The following is a 24,685-nucleotide window of genomic DNA, read 5'->3' on the forward strand; positions in this document are numbered from 1 at the left end:
CCGCACTCAGGCCCCGGACCACGCCTTCCACAGCCGGGCGTAGCGCCCGCCCGCGTCGACCAGTTCGTCGTGGCTGCCCTGCTCGACCACCTCGCCGTGCTCGAGCACGAGCACCCGGTCGGCCGCCGCCGCCTGGGTGAGCCGGTGCGCCACCACCAGGGTGGTGCGCCCCCGGGTGGCGGCATCGGCGGCCGCCTCCAGGTCGCGGGCGCCGGCGCTGCCCGCCTCGGCCGTCGCCTCGTCGAGCACGACGACCGGCGGGTCCGCGAGCACCATCCGGGCCAGCGCCAGCTGCTGCGCCTGAGCTGCGGTGAGCTGGTGGCCACCCTCCCCCACCTCGGTCCGCGGGCCGTCGTCCAGCGCACGTACCCAGTCGAGGGCGCCGACGGTGTCCAGCGCGGACTCCACCTCGGCATCGGTCGCGTCCGGACGCGCGAGGCGCAGGTCGTCGACGAGCGGACCCGCGAAGACGTGCACCTCCTGGCTGATCACGACGATCTGCGACCGCAGCCGGTCACCGAGATCGGCCAGCGGAACCCCGCCGATGGTCACCTCGCCTGCGGTGGGGACGAGCGACCCGGCGGCGATCGCCGCGACCGTCGACTTACCCGCGCCCGTGGACCCGACCAGCGCGACCCGCTCGCCCGGCGCGACCCGCAGGTCCACCCCGCACAGGGCCTCCCGGGAGGAGTCGTAGCGGTGCCGGACCCCGGTCAGCCGTAGCTCCGGCGCGGCCGGTTCTGCGCCGGTCGCGGCGGTCCCGGAAGCAGGCATCGCGACGACGCCGACGAGCCGGGCGAGGCTGGCGCCCGCCGACTGCACCTCGTTGAACGTGAACATCAACATGCCGATGGGGTTGAACAGCCGGTGGAACAGCAGCGCCGCGGTGGTCGCCTGACCGACCGAGACCGCGTCCGCGTTCACGAGAAGGAATCCGACGACGAGGATGCTCGACAGGCCGACGAACTCGGCCCGGTTCCCGCGTCCCGCGAACCGGGTGAACAGGGTGAACACGCCGACCCCGAGGTCACGGGCCCGGCCGGACGCCCGGTCGATGCCGTCGAGATGGGGGCCTTCGAGCCCGTAGGCGCGCACGGTCCGGACACCGGTCATGCTGGCGATCAGGGCCTGCGAGCGTTCGCCCATCGCGACGCGCTCCTCGGCGAACACCGGCGCCGACCGTGGCAGGTACCAGCGCAGTCCGAGGGCGTACATCGGCAGCGCGACGGCACCGGCGAGCCCGAGCCGCCAGTCGATCCCGAACATCGCCGCGACGCTCAGTACGACCAGCAGGACCGCCGACACGAGGTTCGGGACCACGTCGGCGACGGCCTTGCCGATCACCGCGACGTCGTCTCCGACCCGGGACAGCAGGTCGCCCTTGCCGACCCGTTCGACGGTCGCGGTCGGCAGCGACAGCGCCCGCGCGACCGTGGACTCCCGGAGCCGGGCGAGCATCGTCTCGGTGAGCCTCGAGATGAGCACCGACGCCCAGCCGGCGAGGATCCCGGCGAGCACGGCGGCAGCCGCGATGACGGCCACAACCCCGACGATGGTGGAGGTCGGGGCGCCGTCCTGGACCCGGTCGACGAGAACACCGAACACGTAGATCGGAACAAGGGAAGCCCCGGCACCGCCCGCCGCGACCAGCAGCGTCGTCGCGGCGAGACCGCGCCGACGGCGGATCTCGCGTCCGAGCCAGGTCCAGCAGGCGCGGGCCGAGGCGATCGGCAGTCGCGACGTCGCGTCGCCGGACTGGACTGCCTCGTCGTGAACGTCGGGCACGGTCATCGGAGCACCCCCCGGCGGTAGTCGTCGTCGGCGGCGGCGAGTTCGGCATGCGTGCCTTCGGCAACCACCCGACCCTCGTCCAGCACGACGACCCGGTCCGCGACCGCGAGCAGCGCGGGACTGCTCGTGATCAGGACGGTGGTGTGCACGCGCCGGTCACCCCGACGATCGCCGTGCCGGAAGTCCGCGATGCCGTCCGCGATCGCCTGCTCTGTGACGGCATCGACGGCCGTCGTCGGATCGTGCAGCACCAGGATCGGCGCGCGGCGGGCGAGGGCGCGGGCGAGGGCCACCCGCTGACGCTGTCCCCCGGACAGATTCGCGCCGCGGTCACTGACAACCAGCCCGGTGCCCTGAGGATGGGAATCGACGACCTCCGAGGCGGCGGACGCGACCAGCGGCTCACGCAGGTCGTCGCCGCCGGTTCCGCCGCCGGTCCGGATGTTGGATTCCACCGTCCCGGCGAACAGGTCGGTGTGGTGCGGCTCGGCGAGGAGCGTACGTCGGGCGGCGCTGTGTTCGAGGTCGGCGAGGGCGACACCACCGACCTCGACCGCACCGCGGTACTCGGACGGAGGGACGTGGCCCGCCAGCAGCAGCGCCAGCGCCTCCCCGTCGTGCGGCCTGCGTGCCAGCACACCGACGAGCGCGCCGGGTTCCGCGGACACGGTCAGCCCGTCCAGGGAGCGGAAGTGAACGTCTCGGAGTGCGAGGCCGCCGCCGTCGGGGACGTCGCGGGTGCCCTCCGGCACCATCGGCTCGGCATCGAGGACGAGCGCGAGCCGGTCCGCGGACGCCCGGGCGGCCGCGAGGTCACCCGGCGTCCGGGACAGCATCCCGAGCGGTTCGATGATGAACTGCGACAGTCCGACGACGGTGATGAGTTCGCCGACGCCGATACGTCCGGACAGCGCGAACCAGCCGGCCAGGCCCGCCACACCCACTGCGAGCAGGGCGCTGACGGTAACCGACACACCGAGGAAGATTCCGCGGGACCGTGCCGCCCGCAGCGTCGCGACCAGCGCGTCCTCGCTCACGTCGCGGTAGCGGCCGGTGGCGACCCCCTCGGCACCGAGACCACGCAACGGGCGCAGGCCCGCGACGACGTCGGTGGCCATCGCGGAGACCCGCGCGATCGCAGCCTGCTGGTCGGTGACCCGCCGCGTGATCAGCGGCGCCGCCAGTTGCATCGCCCCGAGGATCACCGGCGTCCCGACCAGGACCGCCAGCCCGAGGGTGACGTCGACGAGCAGCAGCGCGACGGCCGACGCGATCGCCGCGGTCAGTGCTGCGACGACCCGGGGGATCACGTCGAGGACCCAGGCCTCACGTTCCGCGTCCGACGTCGCGACGGTGAGCAGCTCACCGGACCGCAGGTCGGTACGCACTCCCCGCGGATCGAGGATTCGCCGCGCGACCTCGACACGCAGACTGTGCGCCTCGTCCTGCATCGCACGCACGATCAGCCGGGCGCCGATGCGCCAGGCCGCGGTCAGCACGGTGAACAGCGCGGCGAGTCCCGCGATGGACCAGACCAGGGCCGTCGTACTGCCGGGTTCGATCGCCTGCGCGACGATCACACCGATCGCGATCGGTACGGCGGTCTCGGCGAGCTGGTGCACGCACAACAGTGCGGTACCGACGGCGAGCCTGCCCCGGTGCCTCAGAACGGTACGGCGGAGGACTCCGCCACCGCCCGAACGCCGAGGTGGGTGGTCGCCGGAACGCGGCGGGTGGGACATCGGTCTCCTGTCCTGGTGATCCACTGCACCCTAAACCAGGTGAAACTGGCGCCGGGCAGTCCCGTTCTCCTAGAGTCGCGGGCATACATCGCGCGGCTGCTTTCCGTTATGCCGCATTGCCTCGAAGGAACCGGCACCATGGTCACCACCAAAACCGCCTCCGACAACGCCACCGAGAACGACATCCCGGACGAGGACCTCGAACCGGTCACCGATGAAACAGCGCGACAGGCGCAGCGAGTCGTCGCGGCTTATGCGGCCGATGCCGACGAATGCCGCATGTTGCTGTCTATGCTCGGTATCGGCCCGTCGGCCAAGATCGACTAGTTCGCCGCTTCTGCCGGCCACGGCAGCTCGGCCTCGGAGAACAGGACCACAGTGGGCTCAGCCGCTTCGGAATTCGTCGTCGTCGCCAACAGGCTGCCCGTCGATCTGGAGAAGCTGCCCGACGGGAACACCCGCTGGAAGCGCAGCCCCGGCGGACTGGTCACCGCACTCGAACCCATCCTCCGCAACAACAGCGGGGCATGGGTGGGCTGGCCCGGAGTGCCGGACACCGAACTCGAACCGATCGAGCTCGACGGTATCGAGATGCATCCGGTCGCACTCAGCTCCAAGGACGTCGCGGACTACTACGAAGGCTTCTCCAACGCCACACTGTGGCCGCTCTACCACGACGTGATCGTGCGCCCGGAGTACCGGCGCGAATGGTGGAACTCGTACGTCGAGGTCAACCGCCGATTCGCGGAGGCGACCGCGGAGGCCGCCGCGGAGGGCGCGACCGTCTGGGTCCAGGACTACCAGCTCCAGCTGGTGCCGAAGATGCTGCGGATGCTGCGCCCCGACCTCACCATCGGGTTCTTCCTGCACATTCCGTTCCCGCCCGTCGAACTGTTCATGCAGATGCCGTGGCGGACGGAGATCGTCGAGGGCCTGCTGGGCGCCGACCTCATCGGTTTCCACCTACCCGGCGGCGCCGAGAACTTCCTGTTCCTCGCCCGCCGACTGCTCGGCCACCAGACGTCGCGCGGCAACGTCGGCGTCCGGTCGAAGCTCGGTGTCGTCCAGGTCGGGTTCCGCACGGTCCGGGTCGGTGCGTTCCCGATCTCCATCGCGTCGGGCGAACTCGACACCGCCGCTCGCGCGAAGTCGGTTCGCGACCGGGCCCGCCAGATCCGCAAGGAACTGGGCAACCCCAAGAAGATCATGCTCGGCGTGGATCGCCTCGACTACACGAAGGGCATCGACGTCCGCCTCGACGCCCTGCACGAGCTGATCGCCGAGAAACGCGTCGATCCGTCCGAGACCGTGATGGTGCAGCTCGCGACACCGAGCCGGGAACGCGTCGAGTCCTACGTGCAGATGCGCGGCGAGATCGAGATGACGGTCAGCCGCATCAACGGCGAGTACGCCGAGGTCGGCCGCCCGGTGGTGCACTACATTCACCGCCCGATCCCCCGCAGCGAGCTGATCGCCTTCTTCGTCGCCGCCGACGTCATGCTGGTGACACCGCTGCGCGACGGCATGAACCTGGTCGCCAAGGAGTACGTCGCGTGCCGTCCGGACCTCGGAGGCGCCCTCGTCCTCAGTGAATTCACCGGTGCCGCAGCGGAACTCCGCCAGGCGTTCCTGTGCAACCCGCACGACCTCGAGGACGTCAAGGACAAGATGGAGGCGGCGCTCACCCAGGACCGCGAGGACGGACGCAGGCACATGCGCGCTCTCCGCAGGCAGGTCCTCGCCCACGACGTGGACCGTTGGGCGAAGGCGTTCCTGACGGCACTGTCGCGGGACTCGGTCGCCGGCCACTCCCTGATGTCGACCGACCCCACCGACTGACCGAATTCGGTTCACGGACAACGAGAGCGGGCCCTCGGAGACATTCCGAGGGCCCGCTCTCGTCGGTCGAAACCGGGTCGGCTACACCGGGGTGAGCCGTCCGGTGAGCCAGCGGTCGCCGTCCTTGTGCATCTCCATCCGCACCCGGCTACCGGTGGTCGCGGCGTCGGGGACGTCGGCGCTGGTGGTGATCTGGTTGACGAACAGGAGTACGACCACGTCGTCGGGGGTGGCGGAGACGACCGACCCGGCCTGCACGGTGGCCTGCACCGTCAGCTTCTTCTCCTTCGCGCCGGGCGCGATGGTCCCCTCGACCAGCTTCGTGTACTCCTCGCGGAAGTCGCCGGTGAGTCCGTCCGCCGCGGCGGCGAGCTGCTGGTCGACCTCGTTGTAGTCGTACGACAGCATCGCCGCGGCCTGATCGCTCGCGGCCGCGACCGCGTCCGTCCGGGCCTGCTCGGTCGCACGGTCGTCGAGGTATCCCTTCCCGAGGATCACGACGGCCACCGCGAGCGCGATGACCACGACCGCCGCGACGGCGGCCAGAATCGTGCCCAGGGCACCGGATTTCGTACTCGTGGCCGGCGGGTCGACGCTCACCGCCGACTCGCTCTCCACGTACCCCGAGTAGGGAAGCTCGGGCTTGGTGTCTTCACTCATGGCACGAACTCCACCTTCGAGGCCGTCATCGTTCCGCCGTCGTCCGTCACGGTCACCCGCATCCGGAAGTCGCGGGGCCCGTTCTGGGTTCCGTCGGGGGTACTGACGTCGGCCCGCGCCGCGACGAGCACCTTGGCCGTGTTCCCGTCCTCGCTCTCGAGTCCGGACTCGATGATCTTGCCGACGGTGGTGACGCCGGCCTCCTGCACGACACCGACGAACGGATCCTCGCGGCCGTCGAACTCCGCCTTGAACTCGCCACTGGCACCGGCGAGGATGCGATCCACGTCCTCCTTGGCGGTGTCCGGCTTGATGGTGGTCAGGTTGAGCACCGTCTGACGTGCGGTCTGCTCGAACGCATTCCGCTGCGCGTCACGGTCGTCCGCGGCGTTCTGCTTGACCAAGAGCCACCCGGTCGTACCGAGGAGCACCACGATGAGGACTGCGGCGACGATCGCCCAGACACGTCGGAGGCCGGACCGCGCAGGCCGCACCGGCGTGCCGGACCCGCCCTCTCCGGTGTCCTCGGTCGAGGCGTCCGCGCTCACTCCGGACGCCACCGACTCACCGCTCGGTGACGCGGCGTCGGACTCGGGCGACGCCGCTCGGGGCGGCGCGGCAACACTCGACGCGGATACCTCACCGGACTCGTGCGCCGGCGGTCCGGCGACGCGGCTGGCCCGTCTGCGTGTGGTGGCTTTCGTCTCGGGCGTCAGCCCTGCTGACGTGTCATCATCGTCTGCCACGTCGTGTCCTCTCTTGCTGTTCCTCCTGACGCCAGCGCAGGCTGGGCGTACAGGCGGCCGTCGGGCCCGACGTACTTACCTGTTGTCGGGTCGTACGGGCGCGCCGTGGCGGGCACCCCCGAGGCTCCGGTGTAGGACGCCGGAGCGGTCGTGTACGAGGGTACAGACGGATCCTGAACGGGCCCGGTCGGCGGGTTGTTGCCCTGAGCAACGTAGCCTGCCTCGCTCCGGCACTCCTCGACCGTGCCTGCACGCTTGCCGGGGAACTCCATGCAGGGGTAGTTCCTGGCGCCGCGGACCGCGGACGGGTCGTCCGGGGCGACCTTGCAGAACAGGTTCGGGGGCGTGTCGGGGACGGACACGTCGTTGCCGGGACGCCACTGATCGGCGGGCAGGAAGCCGGTGGTGCACGGCGGCGGGTCGTTGACCTGCAGGTTGAAGTTGACGATGGCGCCGTCTTCCTCCGGCCCCGCCAGCGCCGCCGTCATCAGTCCCGCTACCAGCGGCGGGTAGATGACGAGCACCTGCTCGATGCTCTTGTTGTAGATGACGCCGACCTCGCCGACGCTCACCAGGTTGGCCAGCAGCACCGGGAGGGTGGGCTGAAGATCCTGGAAGAGTTGGGTGGCTTCGGCGGCCGCCTGCGGGCCCTTCTCGAGCAGGCTGCGGAGCTGCGGATCGCTGGTGCGGAGCTGGTTGCTGAACGTCACCAGATCCTTGGTCCACGAACGGATCTCGTCGCTGGTGACCACCTGCGTGTCGAGCAGCGCACCGGCCTGGTTGATCAGCGTCTTGGTCGCGTCGACGTTGGCGTTCGCCTCCTGCACGAACAGCCGGGCGGAGTCGATCAGCTGCTGCAGGTCGGGGCCGGCACCGTTGAACGCCTTGAACGACTCGTCGACCACCGTGCGGAGCTGGGTGTTGGAGATGCTCTTGACGAGGGTGTCCGCTTGGTCGAGCATCGCCCCGACGTCCTGCGGCGTGGCGGTCCGGTCCCGGGGGATCACGTCCCCGTCGCCGAGATACGGCTCCGAGTCGGTGCGCGGGATCAGGTCGACGTACTGCTCACCGATCGCGGACACACTCTTGACGACGGCATCCACGTCGGCCGGGATGTCGTACCCGTTGCCGATCGACAGATTCGCGTCCACACCGTCCTCCGTGAGCACCACTTCGTCGACCTTGCCGACGTTGGTGCCACGGAACGCGACGTTGGCGTGCGGGTACAGCCCGCCGGTCGACTCCAGTTCGACGGTGACGCCGAACTGGCCGATGCCGAAGAGTGCGGGCAGCTTCACGTACTGGGTGGCCATGACGACCAGTCCGACCACGGTCAGGATCGAGAAGATCACCAACTGGGTACGGACGAACTTCGTGAGCATCATGGCGTCGGCGCTCCTAGCTGAGGCAGGCCGGGAATCTGGATCTGCGGCAGCCCCGGAATCAGTTCGGCCGCGGGCTTCGGTTCGGCTTGGATCGGGTCGGGACGACGAGGCGCGGGGGTCGCGAGGGGATTCTCGGCCTGACCGGCGGTGCCGGCGAATGCGCCGAGGGCGCCTTCGACGCCGGCGAGCCGGGTACCGGCATTCGTTCCGCCGAGGAAGTTGGTGTCGAGGCGGGCGTTGGTCATGTCGATCGTCATCATCAGGTTCGCGTAGTCGCCACGGAACACCTGGTCCATGTTCTTCATCGCGAACGGGAAGGTCAGCATCAACGACAGCACGTCCGTCAGTGCGTTGCCGGTGCCGGCCAACTGGGTGAGGACCGGCACGAGCGAGGCCAGGTTCGACTCCAGGTCGTCCCCGGTCTCGTTGATGACGCGCGTGGCGGTGGTGCTGAGGTTACCCAGCGCGACAAGGGCGTTGGTGAGGTTCTGCCGTTCACCGACAAGCACTTCCAGCGCGGGCGGTATGCCGTCGAGCGCTGCGGTCAACGTCTCGCTCTGCGCATTGACGGTGCTCGCGAGTCGGTCGATTCCCTCCATCGCCGAGATGATCTCGCCGCGTTGGGCATCGAGACTGCCGACCAGCTGGTCGAGCTGCGGCAGCAGGTCTCGGATCGACTCCTCGCGGCCGCCGAGCGCCGCGTTGAGCTCACGGGTGATGTCGTTGATCTGCGCCAGTCCGCCGCCGTTGAGGACGACCGACAGCGACGACAACGTCTGCTCGGTGGTCGGGTACGCACCCGCCCGGTCGAGCGGAATCACGTCGCCGTCCTCGAGCGTGCCCTCGGGAGCGATGCCAGGCGGCGGCGCCAACTCGAGGTGCTGCGAACCCAGCAGGCTGGTCTGCCCGATCTTCGCCGTTGCGTTGGCGGGCAGCTCCACATCGGGGTTGATCGACACCGTGACGACGGCGTGCCACCCGTCCAGTTCGATACCCGTCACGGTGCCGACCGTCACGTCGTTCACCCGGACGGGCGAGTTCTGCGACAGCGTGGTCACGTTCGGCATCTCGATCTGGACCGTGTAGGCACCGTCCTCGCCACCTTCGGTGCCCGGCAACGGAACCGAGTTGAGTCCGTTCCACTCGCAGCCGGTCAGTGCGAGGGCGAGCGCCGTGGTCGTCGCGATCATCGCGACCGACCGGCGGGGGCGCTTTCGTGCGATCATCGTCCCCCTCCCGGGTTGAGCAGTGCGCCGAGATCCTTGGGCACGTCGACGGTGGGCATGTCGGCGAGCGGACCCCGAGCCACGGCCATTCGGGTCGGAACGTCGCCGGCCAGGCTCGGCGGCGAGTAGACGATCTGGTCGGGTGTGGCGTTCGCGCCGACCGCCGGGTTCAGCAGGATGCCGGGGTAGTTCGTCGTGATCGAGTTCAGGACCGGTCCGAGGTATTGGGCGCACAGGTCGGCGCTGCGATCCGAGTCGTTGGTCTCGAGGCCCTCGATCATGCCGCAGATCATGTTGATCGGGTTGCCCGCGTTGGTCGCCGCGATGGCACCGTTGAGCGATCCCTGCCGCGGGCTGTAGATGTTGTTGAAGTTCGCCAGGGCGTTCGGTGCCACGTGCAACACCTGCTCCAGCTGGGGCCGCTTCTCGACGAGGGTCGTGGTTGCGTCGGCCAGCCGGCCGACCTGTTCGTTGAGTGCGTCACCATTCTCCGAAACGAAGCGCTGCACATCGCCCAGCGCGACGTCGAGGTCGGTGAGAGCGGTACCCAACTCGTCGCTGGTGTCCGCAAGCAGGGACGACACGGAGGCGAGCCGGCCGCCGAACTGCACGATCTGCTCGTTGCTGGCGGACAGTGCCGAGACGAACGCCTGCAGGTTCCGGACGGTACCGAACAGATCCGTGCGGCCGTCCGAGAGGAGCTTCATGGTGTCGGACACCTCGCGCAGGGTGTTGCGCAGTGCCTCACCGTTGCCGTCGAGGTTCTCCCCCGCGGTGTCGATGAAGCGGCCGAGCGACCCCTGATCTGCCGCGCCCTCAGGTCCGAGTGCATCGGAAAGGCGGGTCAGCTCGGTCTTGATCTCGTCCCATTCCACAGGAACAGCGGTGCGTTCCACCGGAATCTCGGCGCCGTCGCTCATCGCGTCGCCGCCGTCGTAGACCGGTGTGAGCTGGACGAACCGGGCGGCCACGAGATTGGGGGCCACGATCACTGCCTTCGCATCGGCCGGGATGTCCACCGACCGATCGACGTTCATCACGACCGTCGCGCCGGTGCCGTTGGGATCGATGCTCTCGATCGAGCCGACCTTCACACCGAGGACGCGAACGTCGTCGCCGGCGTAGAGGCCGGTGGTGGACGGGAACTGTGCGGTGATGGTGGTCTTCCCGATTCCCGGGAAGAAGTACAGGGCTCCGGCGACCACCGCCGCGACCACGACGGCAACTGCTCCGCCGATCAGCCACTTCTTGTTCGAGTTCATCTGGGCGCTCACCGGTTCGGATCCTTGAGCTCGGTCTGGAGAGGGGGAAGCTGCTGGAGGTCCTGCGGCACGTGCTCCGGCCACACCAGCTGGTCGACGAGCGTCTGCGACAACGCACCGAGCTGGAAGTTCGCGACGTACGCCATGAAGAACGGGCCGCTGCTGACGGCTTCGCCGAGCGCCGTGGCATACGGGGCGAGCCCGTCGAGGCCCCGGCCGATGTTGTCCTTGTTGCGCTGCAGGATCTCGACAGTCGCGTTCAGCTGATCGAGGGTGGGCTTCATCTGCTGCTCGTTGTCCTGGACCAGTCCGGTGAGCTGGCGGGACACCGCCGAGATGTTCGTGATCAGCTCACTGATCGCGTTCCGGCGCCGGTCGAGCTCGCCGAGCAGCTGGTTACCGTCGACGACCAGCGAATTGATCTGGTCGCTGCGCTCGGCCAGGATTCCCGTCACGCTCTCCGCACGCGCGAGAAGCTCCTCGAGCGATTCGTCGCGGGCGTTGATGCTCGCGGACAGCCTGCTTGCTCCGTCGAGCGCCGCACGCAGTTCCGGCGGCGTGTCCGCAAGGGTGTCGGACGCCGCGTTCAGCGCATCGTTGAGCTGCTCGGTGTCCAGGTCCGACACCGTCGTCGTCAGATCGCCGAGGGCGTCGTTGAGCGAGTACGGAGAGTTGGTGCGGTCCAGTGGGATCGCACTGCCGACCGGCATGGCGTCGGCCCCCTCGGGTGTCACCTCGAGGGACTTGCGTCCCAGGATCGTGTTGGTCTTGATGTCGGCGCGAGTGCCGTCACCGAGCTGGATGTTCTCGTCCATCGCGAAGGTCACCTGGACGGCGGTCCCGTCCAGTTCGACCTTCTCCACCTTGCCGACGTTCACGCCGGCGACCGTCACGTAGTCGCCCGTGATCAGGCCACCGGCGTCCTCGAAGTACGCCTGGTAGCGGACGCCTCCGGCGATGAACTGCAACCTGTCGTACTGGAGTCCTGCGAGAACGAGTGCGATCGCGACAACAAGGCCGATGACGCCGATCTGCACGGGGTTCCGTTCGAGCCTGCTCATCGGAATGCACACCTCCCTGTCGTCTGCGTCGGGGTCGTCGGCAGGTCCACGTGCAACTCCTGGCCGTCGGGGCCGCTGAACTTGAATCCGACCGAGCATGTGTAGAACTGGAACATGCTGCCGTACGCACCGGTTCGGATCAGTTTGCGGTAGGCGTCGGGCAGGCGCTCGAGCACCCAGTCGACCTGGTCCTGCCCGTTGACGAGCTGGGTGGCCACCCTGTTCGCCTCGGAGATCGTGGCCTGCAGGTCGGGCCTGACACCCTGCAGCAGCGATGCGAGATCCCCTGTTGCGGTGGCGATCTCGGGAATCGCGGCGCCGATCGGATCCTTGTCCTGGGCCAGACCGCTCACCAGCTGCTGGAGTTGGTCGAGCGTGGTTGAGAATTGCTCACCGCTGGCGTCGATCGTCTCCAGGGTGGTGTTCAGATTGTTGATGACGTCGCCGATGAGCTGATCGCGGTCCGCCAGCGAGGACGTGAAGGAACTGGTGTTGCCCAGCAGCGAGACCAGCGTCCCGCCCTGCCCCTGCAGCACCTGCAGGAGGGCGCCGGTCAGGTCGTTGACCTGATCGGCGTTCAGACCCTTCAACAGCGGCTTGAAGCCGCCGAGGAGCAGGTCCAGGTCGAGGGCGGGCGACGTCTGCGACTCCGGGATGGTGCCGCCGGCTTCGAGGGTGTCGGACGACCCCACCCCCTCGAGCAGCTCGAGATACCGGTCACCCACGAGGTTCTCGTATCGCACGGTGGCCCGGGTGCTCTGCAGCAGCGAGTACTTCGAGTCGACGTCGAAGCTCACCTCGGCGAGGTTGTCCCCACCGACCTCGACACTGCCGACCGAGCCGACCGGGACACCGGCGATGCGCACCTTGTCACCGGACTTGAGTCCGGAGGCACTGGTGAACTCGGCGTGGTACCCGTCGGCGGAGCTGAACCGGAACTGGCTGAACACCACGGCGAGGCCGGCGAAGATGACCGCCATCACCGTCGCGAAGGCCAGTAGCTTGATCGTGGTCGGCCGCATCAGTTCTGGCCTCCCTGCGGTGCGACGCCTGCATACAGCCACTGGAACATCTTCGGCACGTTCAGCGACGCCTCCGTGGTCGGCTGGAAGGGCACGGTTCCCGTGTCGGTGACGACGAACGGCGCGTTCCCGCTCTTCTTCGGATCGAAGTTGGGCAGGCCCCAGCAGTTCGGTCCGCCGCTGGCGTTCACCTTGGGCAGGTCCTTCGGGTACGTGTACGGCTCCGATCCCGGCAGGAAGCTGGCACTCAACGCGAAGCCGGGCTGGTTTCCACCTTCGAGTCGTTCCGCGATCGGGCGCACGTTGTTGAGTCCGACGATCAGACACGCGATGCTCGGCGAGTACTCCGCCGCCAGGGACGTCGTCGGCACGAGCAGGGACAGCGCCTCGGTCAGATTCGCCTCGTTCTCCGTCAGCACCTGGTTGCCGGTGTTCGCAAGACCGGTCACGTTCATCAGCAACAGGTTCAGGTTGTCCTGTTCTTCGACGATCGTGCCGCTGGTGGCGGTGGCGTTGCCGAGCAGGGTCATCAGATCAGGCGTGACGTCCGCGAACGTGTTGGTGACGGTCGCGGCTGCGGCCAGGTCCTTCTGCAGCTGCGGCAGTACGGGGTTCATCTCCTTGAGGTACGAGTCCGTCTCCTCGAGCAGCTGACCGAGCTCGTCTCCGCGACCGTTCAGAGCCGACGAGATCGCACCGAGGGTGGCATTGAGCTTCTCGGGTTCGATCTGCTGCAGCAGCTCCGACAGGTGCTGGAACAGCGTGTTGAACTCGACGGTCACCGAGGTGGCCTCGATGTCGGTGCCGGGCGCGAGCGACTGCGACGACGGGTTCTCGGGCACCACGAAGTTGACGTACTTCGCGCCGAACACGGTGGTGGACTTGATCTCCACCGTCGAATTCGACGGGATCAGGTGCATCTGCGACGGATCCATGTCGAGGTGCAGGACCACCTGGCCGTCGGCCTCGTCGATCGAGCCGACCCGGCCCACCTCAACGCCACGCAGCTTGACCTTGGCCTGCGGATCCATCACCAAGCCTGCGCGGTCGGCGGTAACGGTGACGGGTTCGGTGTCCTTGAAGGTGTTGGAGAACATGGCCAGGGACAACGCGACGACCGCGACGAGACTGCCGACGAGGATCAGTGCCGCGAGCTTCTTCTTCCAAGAGGAGTCGGTCATCGGCCTATCCCGAGAGGTTGAAATTGCCGGACCCGCCGTAGATGGCGAGCGACAGGAGCAGGGTGACGGTGACGACGGCGATCAGCGACATGCGCACCGCGTTGCCGACGGCGACGCCGACGCCGACCGGGCCGCCGCTGGCGTTGTAGCCGTAGTACGTGTGGATCAGCATGACCGCGAGGGCCATGACTATCGCCTGGGCGAACGACCAGAGAATGTCCGTCGGCATCAGGAACGTCGAGAAGTAGTGGTCGTAGACGCCGGACGACTGCCCGTACAGGACGACCGTCGCGAACCGGCTCGCAACGAAGGATGCGACGACGGCGAGCGAGTACAGCGGGATGATCGCGATCATCCCGGCCATCACCCGGGTGCTGACGAGGTACGGGATGGACGGAATCGCCATCACCTCGAGCGCGTCGATCTCCTCGGACACCCGCATGGCGCCGAGCTGCGCGGTGGAACCTGCGCCGATCGTCGCGGCCAAGCCGATACCCGCGATCACCGGTGCCGCGATGCGCACGTTGATGAATGCCGCGAAGAAGCCGGTGAGCGCCTCGATGCCGATGTTGCCGAGCGAGCTGTATCCCTGCACGGCAATGGTGCCGCCGGCGAACAGGGTGAGGAAGCCGACGATGACGACGGTGCCGCCGATGACGGCGAGGGCACCGGTGCCCATGCTGATCTCGGCGATGAGCCGGATCGTCTCCTTGCGGTAGTGGATGAGCGACCGCGGTGCCCACACCAGTGCGCGCCAGAAGAAGAGTGCCTGCTCGCCGACGCCGTCGATCGCGTTGGATGCCTTGCCGAGCCGGCGTCGGGTGCCCCGGAACTTTCCGGTCAGTGCGAATGCCATTGCGTCACCCCGCCGTCAGCTTGATGCCGATGGCGGTGACGAGGACGTTCACCACGAACAGCGCCATGAAGGCGAAGACGACGGTCTGGTTCACGGCGTCTCCCACGCTCTTGGCACCGCCCTTCACGTTGAGGCCCAGGTAGCACGCCACCAGGCCGGCGATCATTCCGAACAGTCCGGCCTTGACCTGCGACAGCATCAGCTCTCCGAAGCCGGTCAGGAGGGTGATGCCGTTGACGAAGGCGCCCGGGTTCACTCCCTGCAGCAGCACCGAGAAGGCGAAGCCGCCGACGATGCCGATGGTGCTGACCAGTCCGTTGAGCAGGAGAGCGACCACGGTCGATGCGAGCACGCGCGGCACGACGAGCCGCTGGACCGGGTCGATGCCGAGGACCCGCATCGCGTCGATCTCCTCGCGGATGGTGCGTGCGGCGAGGTCGGCGCAGATGGCCGTCGCTCCCGCGCCGGCGACGATGAGCACCGTCACCATCGGGCCGATCTGGGTGACCGAACCCAGGGCAGCTCCGGCACCGGACAGGTCTGCGGCACCGAGTTCGCGCAGCAGGATGTTGAGCGTGAAGGTCACGAGGACCGTGAACGGCACCGCGACCAGGACGGTCGGCACCATCGAGACCCGCGCGACGAACCACGCCTGGTCGACGAACTCACGGCCCTGGAACGGCGGCCGGGCCATGGCCCGGAACACCTCGGCGGTCATCTGGAAGAACCCACCGACCGCCCGCAGGGGAACGGCGAGGAGGTCGTTCATCTGCCCTCCTCCGGTGTAGTTGCCACGGTTGTCCGTGTGTGAATGCTCGACGCGGCGCGGTATCCGCACATCGGGGCCCGGGAGGCGTGTAGATTCCCCCCGGAGTCTGTGATCCAGGTCATATTAATTAGAACACGTTCACCTGTCAAAGAAGTCTGCCGCCTTGCTCATTTCCCCAGGTAGATGTACCAAAGCTCGAAAACTGAGATCCCCCGGACGGGGATGTGTTCATCGGCATTGCGCGGCGCGAGACCGCGCCCGCCGGATCCTCGTCGACGCCGACCAGCCCGAGCACGGCACCGAGATATGCCACCCTCCGACGAATCCTCGAACGACTCACGTTGCCCGCCTTCACCTTTCGCCAGGACGTGGAGGCAGCGACCCGGTCCGGCCCCAGGGCCGGCCCGACGGCAAGCGCTCGGCGCTTCCCTCCGGATGACGCGAGCACCGGCCCGCTTCGTCCGTACGACAGCCTCCCCGACGGTTCGTTGCCAGGGAACTCTTTCGAACACACACTCACGCCGAAGCCGAAACCTCGCCTGTTCGGCACATCATGGCCGGTCAGACGCTATGACGGAGCAGAATTGACCAATTGATTCTCAATGCGAAAGAAATGCGCTGTCGCGCCGCGGCGGCTCGGAAGCCGCCGCGGCGGATCAGCCGAGCGCCTTGATCGCCGCAGACGCCGCGAACATCCGGCCGGGCTCGCGGTCGTCGAAGTATCCACCGAGCGATTCGGCGAGTCCCGCGGGGCTCCATTCGGCACCGGGCGCGTCGAACCGCTGCTCGACGACCGGCGCCGCCATCAGCGCCACCATCGCACCGTAGACGATGAAGACCTGGCCGTTGATCGAGTCCGCCGCAGGCGAGGCCAGGTAGGAGACGAGGTTGACGACGTGCTCGGGCGAGAGCGGGTCGACGACACCCTCCGGGGCGTCACCGAAGACGTTCTCCGTCATCGCCGTGCGTGCCCGGGGGCAGATCGCGTTGGCCCGGACGCCGTAGCGCTCCAGCCCGCGTGCGGCCGACAGGGTCAGCGCGGTGATGCCGGCCTTGGCAGCACCGTAGTTGGGCTGCCCGGGCGGACCGAGGAGCCCGGCCTCCGAGGACGTGTTGATCAGCCGGCCGTAGACCGGCGCGCCCGCGTTCTTCGACTCGGTGCGCCAGTGCACGGCGGCGTTGCGGCACAACAGGAAATGCCCGCGCAGGTGGACCTTGAGCACGAGGTCCCAGTCCTCGTCGGACATCGAGAAGAGCATCTTGTCGCGGACGATGCCCGCGTTGTTGACGACGATGTCGACGCCGCCCAGCTCCTGGGCGGCGGACAGCAGGGCATCCGCCGTGGTGCGCTCACCGATGTCACCGGGGACGAAGACGCCCTTGCCGCCGAGCGCCTGGATCTCGTCCAGGAGCTCGTCGGCCTGCGTGCCGGCGGCGAGATCGTTGACGACGACGTTCGCGCCGGCCCGGACGAGCCCGAGAGCCTCGGCCTTGCCGAGACCCGAGGCTCCTCCGGTGACGATCGCAACCTTGCCGTCCAGACCTACCTCGCGACTAGCCAATCTGACCACTGCCTTCGTGAATCGATTAGGGAACGGCGGCGCAATGGGCGCCCAGCCCGTTCGTGACCGCAGTCACTCTAGAACCTGTTCTCGTTTACGGCAAGGATCGAGATGGTCAGCGCAGCAGCGTGAGTGCCGCGCGCGGGCACATCGAGACAGCCTCCTCCATCAACTTGACCGTTTCCGGGTCGTCCCCGACGGGCTGGGTGACGATCAGGTTGTCGTCGTCGTCGAGGTCGAACACCTCGGGCGCGACACCCACGCACACACCATTGGCCTCACATCGATCGAAATCGACCTTGACCTCCATGAATGAACCTCTTCCCTGAGCTCGATGCGACGGCGCGGTCGCGGACCTACGGGCTGGGTCCGCGACCGGATCCAGCATAAGGCTAGAACCTGTTCCACTCCTGTGCAATGATGCGGAAAACCCGCCGCGACGGGCCGAAAGACCAGTCGGAGCCCTCGGCTCCACGAGAACCCGCGCGCACCGATTGTCGATGACTAGAACTTGTGTCAGACCGGATGCACCAGTCGGACCGGAGAGGGATCGATGCACATCACCTACACCGCGGAGCAGCAGCAGCTGCGGGAGGAGCTGCGCGCGTACTTCGCGAAGCTGATCACTCCCGAGCGCCGCGAGGCACTCGCAGCTCAGACCGGTGAATACGGATCGGGCACCGTCTACCGCGATGTCGTGCGCGAGATGGGCCGCGACGGCTGGCTCACCCTCGGCTGGCCCAAGGAGTACGGCGGCCAGGACCGCCCCGCCATCGACCAGCTGATCTTCACCGACGAGGCGGCCATCGCGGGCGCACCGGTGCCGTTCCTGACGATCAACTCCGTCGCTCCGACGATCATGCACTACGGCTCCGAGGAGCAGAAGAAGTTCTTCCTGCCCAAGATCTCCTCGGGCGAGCTGCATTTCTCGATCGGGTACTCCGAGCCCGGCGCAGGCACCGACCTCGCCAGCCTGCGGACCAGCGCCGTGAAAGACGGCGACGACTACATCGTCAACGGCCAGAAGATGTGGACCAGTCTGATCGCGTACGCCGACTACGTGTGGCTCGCGGTCCGCACCGATCCGACGGCCAAGAAGCACAAGGGCATCAGCATGCTGATCGTCCCGACGACCGCGGAGGGCTTCTCGTACACCCCGGTGCACACGATGGCCGGCCCCGACACGAGCGCCACCTACTACCAGGATGTCCGCGTTCCGTCCTCGGCGCTGGTCGGCGAGGAGAACGGTGGTTGGGCCCTGATGACCAACCAGCTCAACCACGAGCGCGTCGCCCTGGTCTCGGCCGCGCCGATCCAGGGTGCCCTGCGCGACACCGTCGAGTGGGCGCAGAACACCAAGACGGCCGACGGCCGACGCGTCATCGACCAGGAGTGGGTGCAGATCAACCTCGCGCGCGTGCACGCGAAGGTCGAGTACCTCAAGCTGCTCAACTGGGAGGTCTCCGCCGTCGACGCCCCCAGCAAGGGTGACGCGTCCGCGTGCAAGGTGTTCGGCACCGAGTTCGCCACCGAGGCGTACCGGCTGCTGATGGAGGTCCTGGGCCCGCTCGCCTACCTCCGTCAGGACTCGAAGGGCTCGGTCCTGCGGGGCCGCGTCGAGCGGATGCACCGTTCCTCGCTGATCCTCACCTTCGGTGGCGGCACCAACGAGGTCCAGCGCGACATCCTCGCCATGACCGCGCTGGGACAGCCGCCCGCGCGGCGTTGACCTCCTGTTCAGGACTGCACCCGAAGGAATCACCGTGGACTTCACTCCCACCGAGGCCCAGCAGGACCTCGAACAGCTCACTCGGAGCATCGCCGAGAAGCTCACCACCAACGACCGGCTGCGGGAACTCGACGCCGCCGAGGACCGCTTCGACGACAAGCTCTGGCAGGCGCTCGCCGATGCCGGCGTGCTCGCGGCCGCGCTGCCGGAATCGGTCGGCGGCGGCGGATTCGGCGTTCTCGAGCAGTGCACGATTCTCCGCGAGATCGGTCGCCCCGTGTCGCCGGTCCCCTACCTCAGTTCGATCGTGCTGGCCGCGTCGGCGCTCGCCGAGTTCGGTGACGACGCACAGCAGGATCTCGCCCGTCGCGCCGGTGCGGGCACCGCGATCCTGACGGTCGCGCTGGCGGAGGAACTGAATCTCGACCCGGCACAGCCGGTCACCCGCGCCGACCGCAGCGGCGACGGCTGGACGATCACCGGAACCAAGATCACCGTCCCCGCGGCCGCGTTCGCCGATGCGATCCTCGTCCCCGCCACCACCCCCGAGGGCGTCGCGGTGTTCGTCGTGGACTCATCCGCGGCAGGTGTGCAGATCGATCGGCAGTCGACCACCGACTACAGCGCCGAGTCGATCGTCGACCTGTCCGGTGTCGCCACCAACCAGGTTCTGGGCGGGGTGGAGCGCGGCTCCGAGGTCGTGGGCTGGATCCTCGACCGCGCCGCGGTCGGTCTCGCGGCCCAGCAGCTCGGCACGCTCGAACGTGCCCTGGAACTGGTCGCCGAGTACGCCCGCGAGCGGGTGCAGTTCGACCGGCCGATCGGTAGCTTCCAGGCGGTGGCCCAGCGCCTCGCCGATGCGTTCATCGACGTCAAGGCCGTCCGGTCGACGCTGTGGCAGGCCGCGTGGCGCCTCAGCGAGAACCTGCCCGCCGAGGCGGAGATCCGGACCGCGAAGTTCTGGGCGGCCGACGCCGGTCATCGCGTCTCGCACACCGTGATCCACGTCCACGGTGGCGTCGGTCTGGACCGCGACCACCCGGTGCACCGCTACTTCCTGGCCGCCAAGCACAACGAGTTCGCGCTCGGCTCGGCGACCGAGCAGCTCCGCCGACTCGGGCAGTCGCTCGCCGAGATTCCCGCCTGATCTCCACCGTCGACATCGCGAGCGCCCGGTTCCGTCACTGGAGCCGGGCGTTCGCGTCGTTTCCGCCGCCGGCGCCGGTGCGGGCCCCTACCATCGGCCACGACCGTCGAGGGGGACACGATGACCAACCGATTTCTGCCCATCCGGGCGCTCACTGTCGCGGTGGCGGTCGCAGCCCTCGTGTTGCCCGGCGAGGCCACGGCCGGCGCCGCGGCGCCGGCTCCCGCGAATCCCTGCGTGCTGCTGGTACACGACATCGGCCGTGACGCGTCCTCGTGGCGTACCGCCGTCGACCTGCTCGAACGGCAGGGGCGATGCGCTGTCCCCGTCACCTGGGGCGTCCCCGCGGACGGGGAGGTTCCCCTGCCCACCGCGGGGCTCCGCGGCGCCGACGCGGGCGCCGACGACCTCGCGGACGCGATCACCCGTGCCGGTGACGGACCGTTCGACGTCGTCGCACACGGCGCGGGGTCGCTTGTCGCGCAACGGTATCTGCAACGGTTCGGGTCGTCGTCCGTCCGGAGCCTGACCACCCTCGGACCGCTCTGGCACGGCACCGAGATCGGCGGTCTCGCCGCGACCGAGGACCTCAGCCGAGCCCTCGGCACCTACGACCTGGTGTTGGCGTGGGAGAAACCGATCGTGGACCCGGTGTGCGCCGGGTGCCGCGAGCTCATCCGCGGTTCCGACCTCCTCCGCGACCTGCACCGAGGCGGGGTACCGACTCCTGGCGTCCGCTACACCGACATCGCGACGCCCTGCGACGAACTGGCGCCGCCCACCGGCCTGCCGGGCGCGCGACTCGTCCTCGACCACTGCGTGTCACATTTCGCGCTGACCGACGACCTCGCGGCCCTCGGGTACGCCGTCTCGTAGGGGCCGGTCCCACCAGGTGCGACTGCTGCTGGTCGGGGTGTCACGGCGCACCTAGACTGCGCACATGAGCACTTCCGCGCCCACGGTCGCCGACCTCCTCGTCCGCCTGCGGGACGTCGAATCGAACGGAATCCTGTTCGAGGACAACCGAACTTCGTGGTCCGATCACGTCTCGATGGGCGTCGATCTCGCCGCCGCGCTGGACGCCGCGCTCGACCCCGCGCTGCCGCCACACGTTGCGGTACTGCTCGACAACGTCCCCGAGTTCTCGCTCCTGCTGACCGCGAGCGCGATCGGCGGCACCGTGCTGGTCGGGCTGAACACCACGCGCCGCGGCGCCGCGCTCGCGGGCGATATCGCCAGGGCCGACTGCCAGGTGCTCGTCACCGACTCGGACCGGGTCGCACTGCTGGACGGACTCGACCTCGCCGGCGTCCGGGTCCTCCTGATCGACTCCGCCGAGTGGCGCGATCTGCTTGCCGCGCACCAGGGCAGCGCGGTGCCCGAACGGATGCCGACCCTCGACGACCTGTTCATGCTGATCTTCACGTCGGGAACCAGCGGAGATCCGAAGGCCGTGCGGGTCACTCACCGGATGGTCGCCGGTCCGGGCGTGATGCTCGCCGACCGCTTCGGGCTGTCCGACACCGACACCGCGTACGCATCGATGCCGATGTTCCACTCCGGTGCGGTGATGGCGTGCTGGTCGGTCGCGATCGCCGCGGGCGCGAACTTCGCTCTGCGACGCAAGTTCTCCGCCTCCGGTTTCCTTCCCGACGTGCGCGGGTTCGGCGCCACCTACGCACACTACGTCGGCAAGCCCCTCGCCTACGTGCTCGCGACACCCGAGCTGGAGGACGACGCCGACAATCCCCTCAGGATCCTGTACGGCAACGAGGGATCCCCCTCTGCCATCGCCGAGTTCGCCCGCCGATTCGACGTCCGAGTGGTCGACGGATTCGGCTCGACCGAGGGCGGCGTTCTGATCTCGCGCGCCCCGGGAACCCCTCCGGGCGCGCTCGGACTGCTCCCTGCCGGCATCGCCGTGCTCGATCCGGAGAGCGGAACACCCTGCCCCACCGCGGAGTTCGACTCCAGCGGACGCATCCTCAACGCGGACAAGGCGACCGGGGAACTGGTCAACACGACCGGAACCGGGAGCTTCGCGGGGTACTACAACAATCCCGAGGCCGATGCCGAGCGCGTGCGTGACGGCCGGTACTGGAGCGGGGACCTCGGCTACGTCGACGCCGACGGCTACGTGTACTTCGCGGGCCGCAGTTCCGGGTGGATGCGGGTCGACGGCGAGAACCTCGGCAGCGCGCCGATCGAGAACGTCCTCACCCGCCACCCCGCGGTGACCGAGGTCGCGGCGTTCGCGGTGCCCGACCCCGAGGTCGGAGACCGGGTGGCGGTCGCAGTCGTGCCCGCGGAGGATTTCGACATCGACGAGTTCGCCGAGTTCCTCCGGTCCGCATCCGATCTCGGACCCAAGCAGCTGCCGAGCTTCGTCCGGGTCACCGAGGACCTGCCGAAGACAGCCACGTACAAAGTGCTCGGCCGGTCCCTCACCGCGCAGCGGTGGAACTCGCCCGACCCCACCTTCTTCCGCGCGCCCGGTACGACCACCTTCGTTCCCGTCACCCCCGACCTCGCCGCCACCCTCGACGCCGAACTCGACCGCTGATCGGGCGGCACCAGCTACCTGGCTGAAAGTCCCGTTCATCTCGTTGAAGCGAGTGAAAGCCACCTTCACCCGCTGTGGCCGTCGACGGCGTCGGACAGCAGCGACATCAGCCGGGCGACCCCCGGCCCCACGCACTCGACGTAGTGCGCCAACGCCTCGCGGACGTCGGGGTCGTCGCGGCGTTCCCGCACCCCGCGCTGGACGTTGAGACGGGACCGTTCGAGCCAGTTCGCGATGTCGGGTTCCTTCGACCAGGAGCGGTCGGCCGCCATCTCGGTCAGTTTCCCGCGCACCCAGTCGAGCGGAACGTCGGGAAGCCGGTTGGTCGGGCAGAGCCGATTCTTCTCGGCGACGTCCCGCCCCGACGCCCGCAGCAACCATCGCACCGACACGACTGCGGTGTCCACCGTCGTCCGGGTCGGGCGCCACGGCGATGCCCCGCGACCCACGCCTCACCGGGTTCTCTTCGTCGGCGGCATTGACCTGGTCCGCCTGGCGATGTTAAGTAGATTCTCACGACAGGAGAATGACGTTTCTGCGATGCTCGAGCCCGACCCGGACGCGTGTGCGCGCAAGCGGTGTCGGTCCGGTTCGGTGCGTCCAGAGCCAGCAACCCGACGAGAGGAAGCACGCATGACGGTGCAGGAAATCCTGGACGAGCTCCGCGCCCGGCCGGGGACCGGTGAGATCATCCCGATCATCGACCCGGTCACCGAGGAACAGATCACCGAGTTCACCGACGGCGGCGAGAAGGCCGTCGAGGAGGCCGTGGCTCGTGCCCGCGCGTCGTTCGAGGCCGCGGTGTGGACCGGCATGCCGGCCCGTCAGCGCGCCAAGATCATGTGGCGCATCGCCGACCTGATGGACGCACACACCGCCGAGTTCGCCGAGCTCGACTCCCTCAACACCGGCATGCCGCTCGCCCAGGCGCAGATGATCGCCCCCACCTGCGCCGAGTTCTTCCGCTACTACGCCGGCTGGTGCACCAAGCTGAACGGAAGCGCGTACGAGGTGCAGATGGAAGGCGGCGTGTCCGGCGAGTTCGCGCAGATGCACGCCTACACGCTCAAGGAGCCCTACGGCGTCGTCGGGCTCATCTTCCCGTGGAACGGACCCATCTTCAACGCGTGCGCCAAGATCGCGCCCGCCCTCGCGGCGGGGTGCAGCATGATCGTCAAACCCGCTGAGGAGACACCACTTTCGGCCCTGCTGCTCGACCGGATCATTCGCGAGGCGGGCGTACCGGACGGCGTGGTCAACCTGGTCACCGGGTACGGCCACACGGCGGGCGCGGCGCTCACCACCCATCCGGACGTCGACAAGATCGCGTTCACCGGGTCGACCGAGGTGGGCAAGAAGATCGTCGAGGCGTCGGCGGGCAACCTCAAGAAGGTCATGCTCGAACTCGGCGGGAAGTCACCGGTCCTGATCTACGACGACGCCGACCTCGACATGGCGATCATGATGGCGTCGATGGGCATCTTCGTGCACTCCGGCCAGGGCTGCGTGTGCGGCTCGCGCATCTTCGTGCAACGCGGCGTCTACGACCGCGTGGTCGAGGGCATCGCGACGGTGGCGAACAATCTCAAGCTCGGCGGGCCCAAGGAGGAGGGCAGCATGATCGGCCCGCTGATCAGCCAGAAGCAGCTGACCCGGGTCATGGGATTCATCGACGAGGGCAAGGGCGACGGCGTCGAGGTCGTCACGGGTGGTCACCGACTCGACCGCACCGGCTACTTCGTGCACCCGACCGTGCTCACGAACGTCGACCGCGGCATGCGGCTCTACCAGCAGGAGATCTTCGGGCCGGTGGTGACCGTGCTGCCGTTCGACGACGACGACGAAGCGGTCGCGATGGCCAACGACACCAGCTACGGGCTGGCCGCCACCGCCTGGACCACGAATCTGAGCCGCGCGCACCGGCTGGCGAAGCGACTGCAGGCCGGCACCGTCACGCTGAACAGCCAGCTCGTCTTCGATCACAACGTGCCCTTCGGCGGCTACAAGCAGTCCGGGTGGGGCCACGAGTTCGGCAAGGAGGGCGTGGAGGCGTACCTGAAGACCAAGTCCGTCTGGGCGGCACTGTAGTTCGACGACCGGGTCCGGACATGCGTCGGGGGGAAGTGGCACTGCCACTTCCCCCC

22 protein-coding genes are annotated in these 24,685 nt (G+C 68.4%); 7 read left to right on the forward strand and 15 right to left on the reverse strand.

The features are described from left to right. Positions 1-6: 6 nt before the first annotated feature. Together ACFSJG_RS25815 and ACFSJG_RS25820 are read right to left on the reverse strand one after the other, a co-directional pair. A complete protein-coding gene (locus ACFSJG_RS25815; RefSeq protein WP_378488105.1) occupies positions 7-1,791 on the reverse strand; it encodes an ABC transporter ATP-binding protein in 1,785 nt (594 codons plus the stop codon). After that, positions 1,788-3,533 carry an ABC transporter ATP-binding protein gene (locus tag ACFSJG_RS25820; protein WP_378488106.1) on the reverse strand — a complete coding sequence of 582 codons (1,746 nt, stop codon included), beginning with the start codon at positions 3,531-3,533 and terminating at the stop codon, positions 1,788-1,790. The genes ACFSJG_RS25815 and ACFSJG_RS25820 overlap by 4 nt, the downstream gene beginning before the upstream one ends. 138 nt (positions 3,534-3,671) lie before the next feature. Here ACFSJG_RS25820 and ACFSJG_RS25825 point away from each other — a divergent pair, with 138 nt between their 5' ends. Both ACFSJG_RS25825 and ACFSJG_RS25830 read left to right on the forward strand, forming a co-directional pair. Then, positions 3,672-3,860: a hypothetical protein gene (locus ACFSJG_RS25825; protein ID WP_378488349.1), complete on the forward strand. Its 189-nt coding sequence runs from the start codon at positions 3,672-3,674 to the stop codon at positions 3,858-3,860. A 51-nt stretch (positions 3,861-3,911) separates the two neighbouring features. After that, the gene (locus tag ACFSJG_RS25830; protein ID WP_378488107.1) at positions 3,912-5,372 is read left to right on the forward strand and encodes an alpha,alpha-trehalose-phosphate synthase (UDP-forming); all 1,461 of its coding nucleotides are present in this window, start codon (positions 3,912-3,914) and stop codon (positions 5,370-5,372) included. Positions 5,373-5,453: 81 nt separating this feature from the next. Here the strand turns inward: ACFSJG_RS25830 and ACFSJG_RS25835 are convergent, their stop codons facing one another. From ACFSJG_RS25835 to ACFSJG_RS25890, 12 genes are all read right to left on the reverse strand, one after another. Then, positions 5,454-6,032: a h domain protein gene (locus tag ACFSJG_RS25835; protein ID WP_378488108.1), complete on the reverse strand. Its 579-nt coding sequence runs from the start codon at positions 6,030-6,032 to the stop codon at positions 5,454-5,456. Next, positions 6,029-6,778 (reverse strand): hypothetical protein, encoded by a 750-nt coding sequence (locus ACFSJG_RS25840; protein ID WP_378488109.1) that lies wholly within the window; start codon positions 6,776-6,778, stop codon positions 6,029-6,031. Before ACFSJG_RS25840 ends, ACFSJG_RS25835 begins: the two co-directional genes overlap by 4 nt. Further along, positions 6,745-8,163, reverse strand: coding sequence for an MCE family protein (locus ACFSJG_RS25845; RefSeq protein ID WP_378488110.1), 1,419 nt, complete (start codon positions 8,161-8,163; stop codon positions 6,745-6,747). Before ACFSJG_RS25845 ends, ACFSJG_RS25840 begins: the two co-directional genes overlap by 34 nt. Beyond that, entirely contained in the window at positions 8,160-9,389 is a 1,230-nt protein-coding gene (locus ACFSJG_RS25850) for an MCE family protein (protein WP_378488111.1), read from the reverse strand. Before ACFSJG_RS25850 ends, ACFSJG_RS25845 begins: the two co-directional genes overlap by 4 nt. Further along, complete coding sequence (locus ACFSJG_RS25855) at positions 9,386-10,651, reverse strand: MCE family protein (protein WP_378488350.1); 1,266 nt, start codon at positions 10,649-10,651, stop codon at positions 9,386-9,388. Before ACFSJG_RS25855 ends, ACFSJG_RS25850 begins: the two co-directional genes overlap by 4 nt. Before the next feature lie 8 nt (positions 10,652-10,659). Beyond that, positions 10,660-11,712, reverse strand: a complete 1,053-nt coding sequence (locus ACFSJG_RS25860) for an MCE family protein (protein ID WP_378488112.1) — start codon at positions 11,710-11,712, stop codon at positions 10,660-10,662. Continuing rightward, the gene (locus ACFSJG_RS25865; RefSeq protein ID WP_378488113.1) at positions 11,709-12,734 is read right to left on the reverse strand and encodes an MCE family protein; all 1,026 of its coding nucleotides are present in this window, start codon (positions 12,732-12,734) and stop codon (positions 11,709-11,711) included. The genes ACFSJG_RS25860 and ACFSJG_RS25865 overlap by 4 nt, the downstream gene beginning before the upstream one ends. Next, positions 12,734-13,915 carry an MCE family protein gene (locus tag ACFSJG_RS25870; RefSeq protein ID WP_378488114.1) on the reverse strand — a complete coding sequence of 394 codons (1,182 nt, stop codon included), beginning with the start codon at positions 13,913-13,915 and terminating at the stop codon, positions 12,734-12,736. The genes ACFSJG_RS25865 and ACFSJG_RS25870 overlap by 1 nt, the downstream gene beginning before the upstream one ends. A gap of 4 nt (positions 13,916-13,919) precedes the next feature. After that, positions 13,920-14,771 (reverse strand): MlaE family ABC transporter permease, encoded by an 852-nt coding sequence (locus ACFSJG_RS25875; RefSeq protein ID WP_378488115.1) that lies wholly within the window; start codon positions 14,769-14,771, stop codon positions 13,920-13,922. A gap of 4 nt (positions 14,772-14,775) precedes the next feature. Next, entirely contained in the window at positions 14,776-15,540 is a 765-nt protein-coding gene (locus tag ACFSJG_RS25880; protein ID WP_378488116.1) for an MlaE family ABC transporter permease, read from the reverse strand. 656 nt (positions 15,541-16,196) lie between these two features. Beyond that, positions 16,197-17,102, reverse strand: a complete 906-nt coding sequence (locus ACFSJG_RS25885) for a 3-oxoacyl-ACP reductase (RefSeq protein WP_378488117.1) — start codon at positions 17,100-17,102, stop codon at positions 16,197-16,199. A 115-nt stretch (positions 17,103-17,217) separates the two neighbouring features. After that, entirely contained in the window at positions 17,218-17,412 is a 195-nt protein-coding gene (locus tag ACFSJG_RS25890) for a ferredoxin (protein WP_378488118.1), read from the reverse strand. Between the two features lie 243 nt (positions 17,413-17,655). Here ACFSJG_RS25890 and ACFSJG_RS25895 point away from each other — a divergent pair, with 243 nt between their 5' ends. The 4 genes from ACFSJG_RS25895 to ACFSJG_RS25910 all read left to right on the forward strand — a co-directional run bounded on the left by ACFSJG_RS25895 (position 17,656) and on the right by ACFSJG_RS25910 (position 22,541). Then, positions 17,656-18,831 carry an acyl-CoA dehydrogenase family protein gene (locus ACFSJG_RS25895; RefSeq protein WP_378488119.1) on the forward strand — a complete coding sequence of 392 codons (1,176 nt, stop codon included), beginning with the start codon at positions 17,656-17,658 and terminating at the stop codon, positions 18,829-18,831. A 34-nt stretch (positions 18,832-18,865) separates the two neighbouring features. Continuing rightward, positions 18,866-19,978, forward strand: a complete 1,113-nt coding sequence (locus ACFSJG_RS25900) for an acyl-CoA dehydrogenase family protein (protein ID WP_378488120.1) — start codon at positions 18,866-18,868, stop codon at positions 19,976-19,978. 120 nt (positions 19,979-20,098) lie between these two features. After that, positions 20,099-20,854, forward strand: coding sequence for an esterase/lipase family protein (locus tag ACFSJG_RS25905; RefSeq protein WP_378488121.1), 756 nt, complete (start codon positions 20,099-20,101; stop codon positions 20,852-20,854). A 64-nt stretch (positions 20,855-20,918) separates the two neighbouring features. Then, positions 20,919-22,541 (forward strand): long-chain-fatty-acid--CoA ligase, encoded by a 1,623-nt coding sequence (locus tag ACFSJG_RS25910; protein WP_378488122.1) that lies wholly within the window; start codon positions 20,919-20,921, stop codon positions 22,539-22,541. 65 nt (positions 22,542-22,606) lie between these two features. Here ACFSJG_RS25910 and ACFSJG_RS25915 read toward each other — a convergent pair whose 3' ends face one another. After that, on the reverse strand, positions 22,607-22,948 hold the full coding sequence (locus ACFSJG_RS25915) for a hypothetical protein (RefSeq protein ID WP_378488123.1): 342 nt from the start codon (positions 22,946-22,948) through the stop codon (positions 22,607-22,609). A 226-nt stretch (positions 22,949-23,174) separates the two neighbouring features. On the opposite strand from ACFSJG_RS25915, the gene ACFSJG_RS25920 reads away from it, so the two are divergent. Beyond that, positions 23,175-24,629 (forward strand): aldehyde dehydrogenase family protein, encoded by a 1,455-nt coding sequence (locus ACFSJG_RS25920; protein WP_378488124.1) that lies wholly within the window; start codon positions 23,175-23,177, stop codon positions 24,627-24,629. Positions 24,630-24,685 lie beyond the last annotated feature (56 nt).

The sequence above is a fragment of the Rhodococcus gannanensis genome, assembly GCF_042681175.1.
Taxonomy (GTDB): Bacteria; Actinomycetota; Actinomycetes; order Mycobacteriales; family Mycobacteriaceae; genus Rhodococcus_G; species Rhodococcus_G gannanensis.

Coding starts and splice junctions, on each gene's coding strand:
- ACFSJG_RS25910 (WP_378488122.1), top strand. CDS start 20,919: ATGAGCACTTCCGCGCCCACGGTCGCCGACCTCCTCGTCCGCCTGCGG.
- ACFSJG_RS25880 (WP_378488116.1), bottom strand. CDS start 15,540: ATGAACGACCTCCTCGCCGTTCCCCTGCGGGCGGTCGGTGGGTTCTTC.
- ACFSJG_RS25875 (WP_378488115.1), bottom strand. CDS start 14,771: ATGGCATTCGCACTGACCGGAAAGTTCCGGGGCACCCGACGCCGGCTC.
- ACFSJG_RS25845 (WP_378488110.1), bottom strand. CDS start 8,163: ATGATGCTCACGAAGTTCGTCCGTACCCAGTTGGTGATCTTCTCGATC.
- ACFSJG_RS25825 (WP_378488349.1), top strand. CDS start 3,672: ATGGTCACCACCAAAACCGCCTCCGACAACGCCACCGAGAACGACATC.
- ACFSJG_RS25850 (WP_378488111.1), bottom strand. CDS start 9,389: ATGATCGCACGAAAGCGCCCCCGCCGGTCGGTCGCGATGATCGCGACG.
- ACFSJG_RS25890 (WP_378488118.1), bottom strand. CDS start 17,412: ATGGAGGTCAAGGTCGATTTCGATCGATGTGAGGCCAATGGTGTGTGC.
- ACFSJG_RS25860 (WP_378488112.1), bottom strand. CDS start 11,712: ATGAGCAGGCTCGAACGGAACCCCGTGCAGATCGGCGTCATCGGCCTT.
- ACFSJG_RS25895 (WP_378488119.1), top strand. CDS start 17,656: ATGCACATCACCTACACCGCGGAGCAGCAGCAGCTGCGGGAGGAGCTG.
- ACFSJG_RS25865 (WP_378488113.1), bottom strand. CDS start 12,734: ATGCGGCCGACCACGATCAAGCTACTGGCCTTCGCGACGGTGATGGCG.
- ACFSJG_RS25820 (WP_378488106.1), bottom strand. CDS start 3,533: ATGTCCCACCCGCCGCGTTCCGGCGACCACCCACCTCGGCGTTCGGGC.
- ACFSJG_RS25835 (WP_378488108.1), bottom strand. CDS start 6,032: ATGAGTGAAGACACCAAGCCCGAGCTTCCCTACTCGGGGTACGTGGAG.
- ACFSJG_RS25815 (WP_378488105.1), bottom strand. CDS start 1,791: ATGACCGTGCCCGACGTTCACGACGAGGCAGTCCAGTCCGGCGACGCG.
- ACFSJG_RS25905 (WP_378488121.1), top strand. CDS start 20,099: ATGACCAACCGATTTCTGCCCATCCGGGCGCTCACTGTCGCGGTGGCG.
- ACFSJG_RS25870 (WP_378488114.1), bottom strand. CDS start 13,915: ATGACCGACTCCTCTTGGAAGAAGAAGCTCGCGGCACTGATCCTCGTC.
- ACFSJG_RS25855 (WP_378488350.1), bottom strand. CDS start 10,651: ATGAACTCGAACAAGAAGTGGCTGATCGGCGGAGCAGTTGCCGTCGTG.
- ACFSJG_RS25920 (WP_378488124.1), top strand. CDS start 23,175: ATGACGGTGCAGGAAATCCTGGACGAGCTCCGCGCCCGGCCGGGGACC.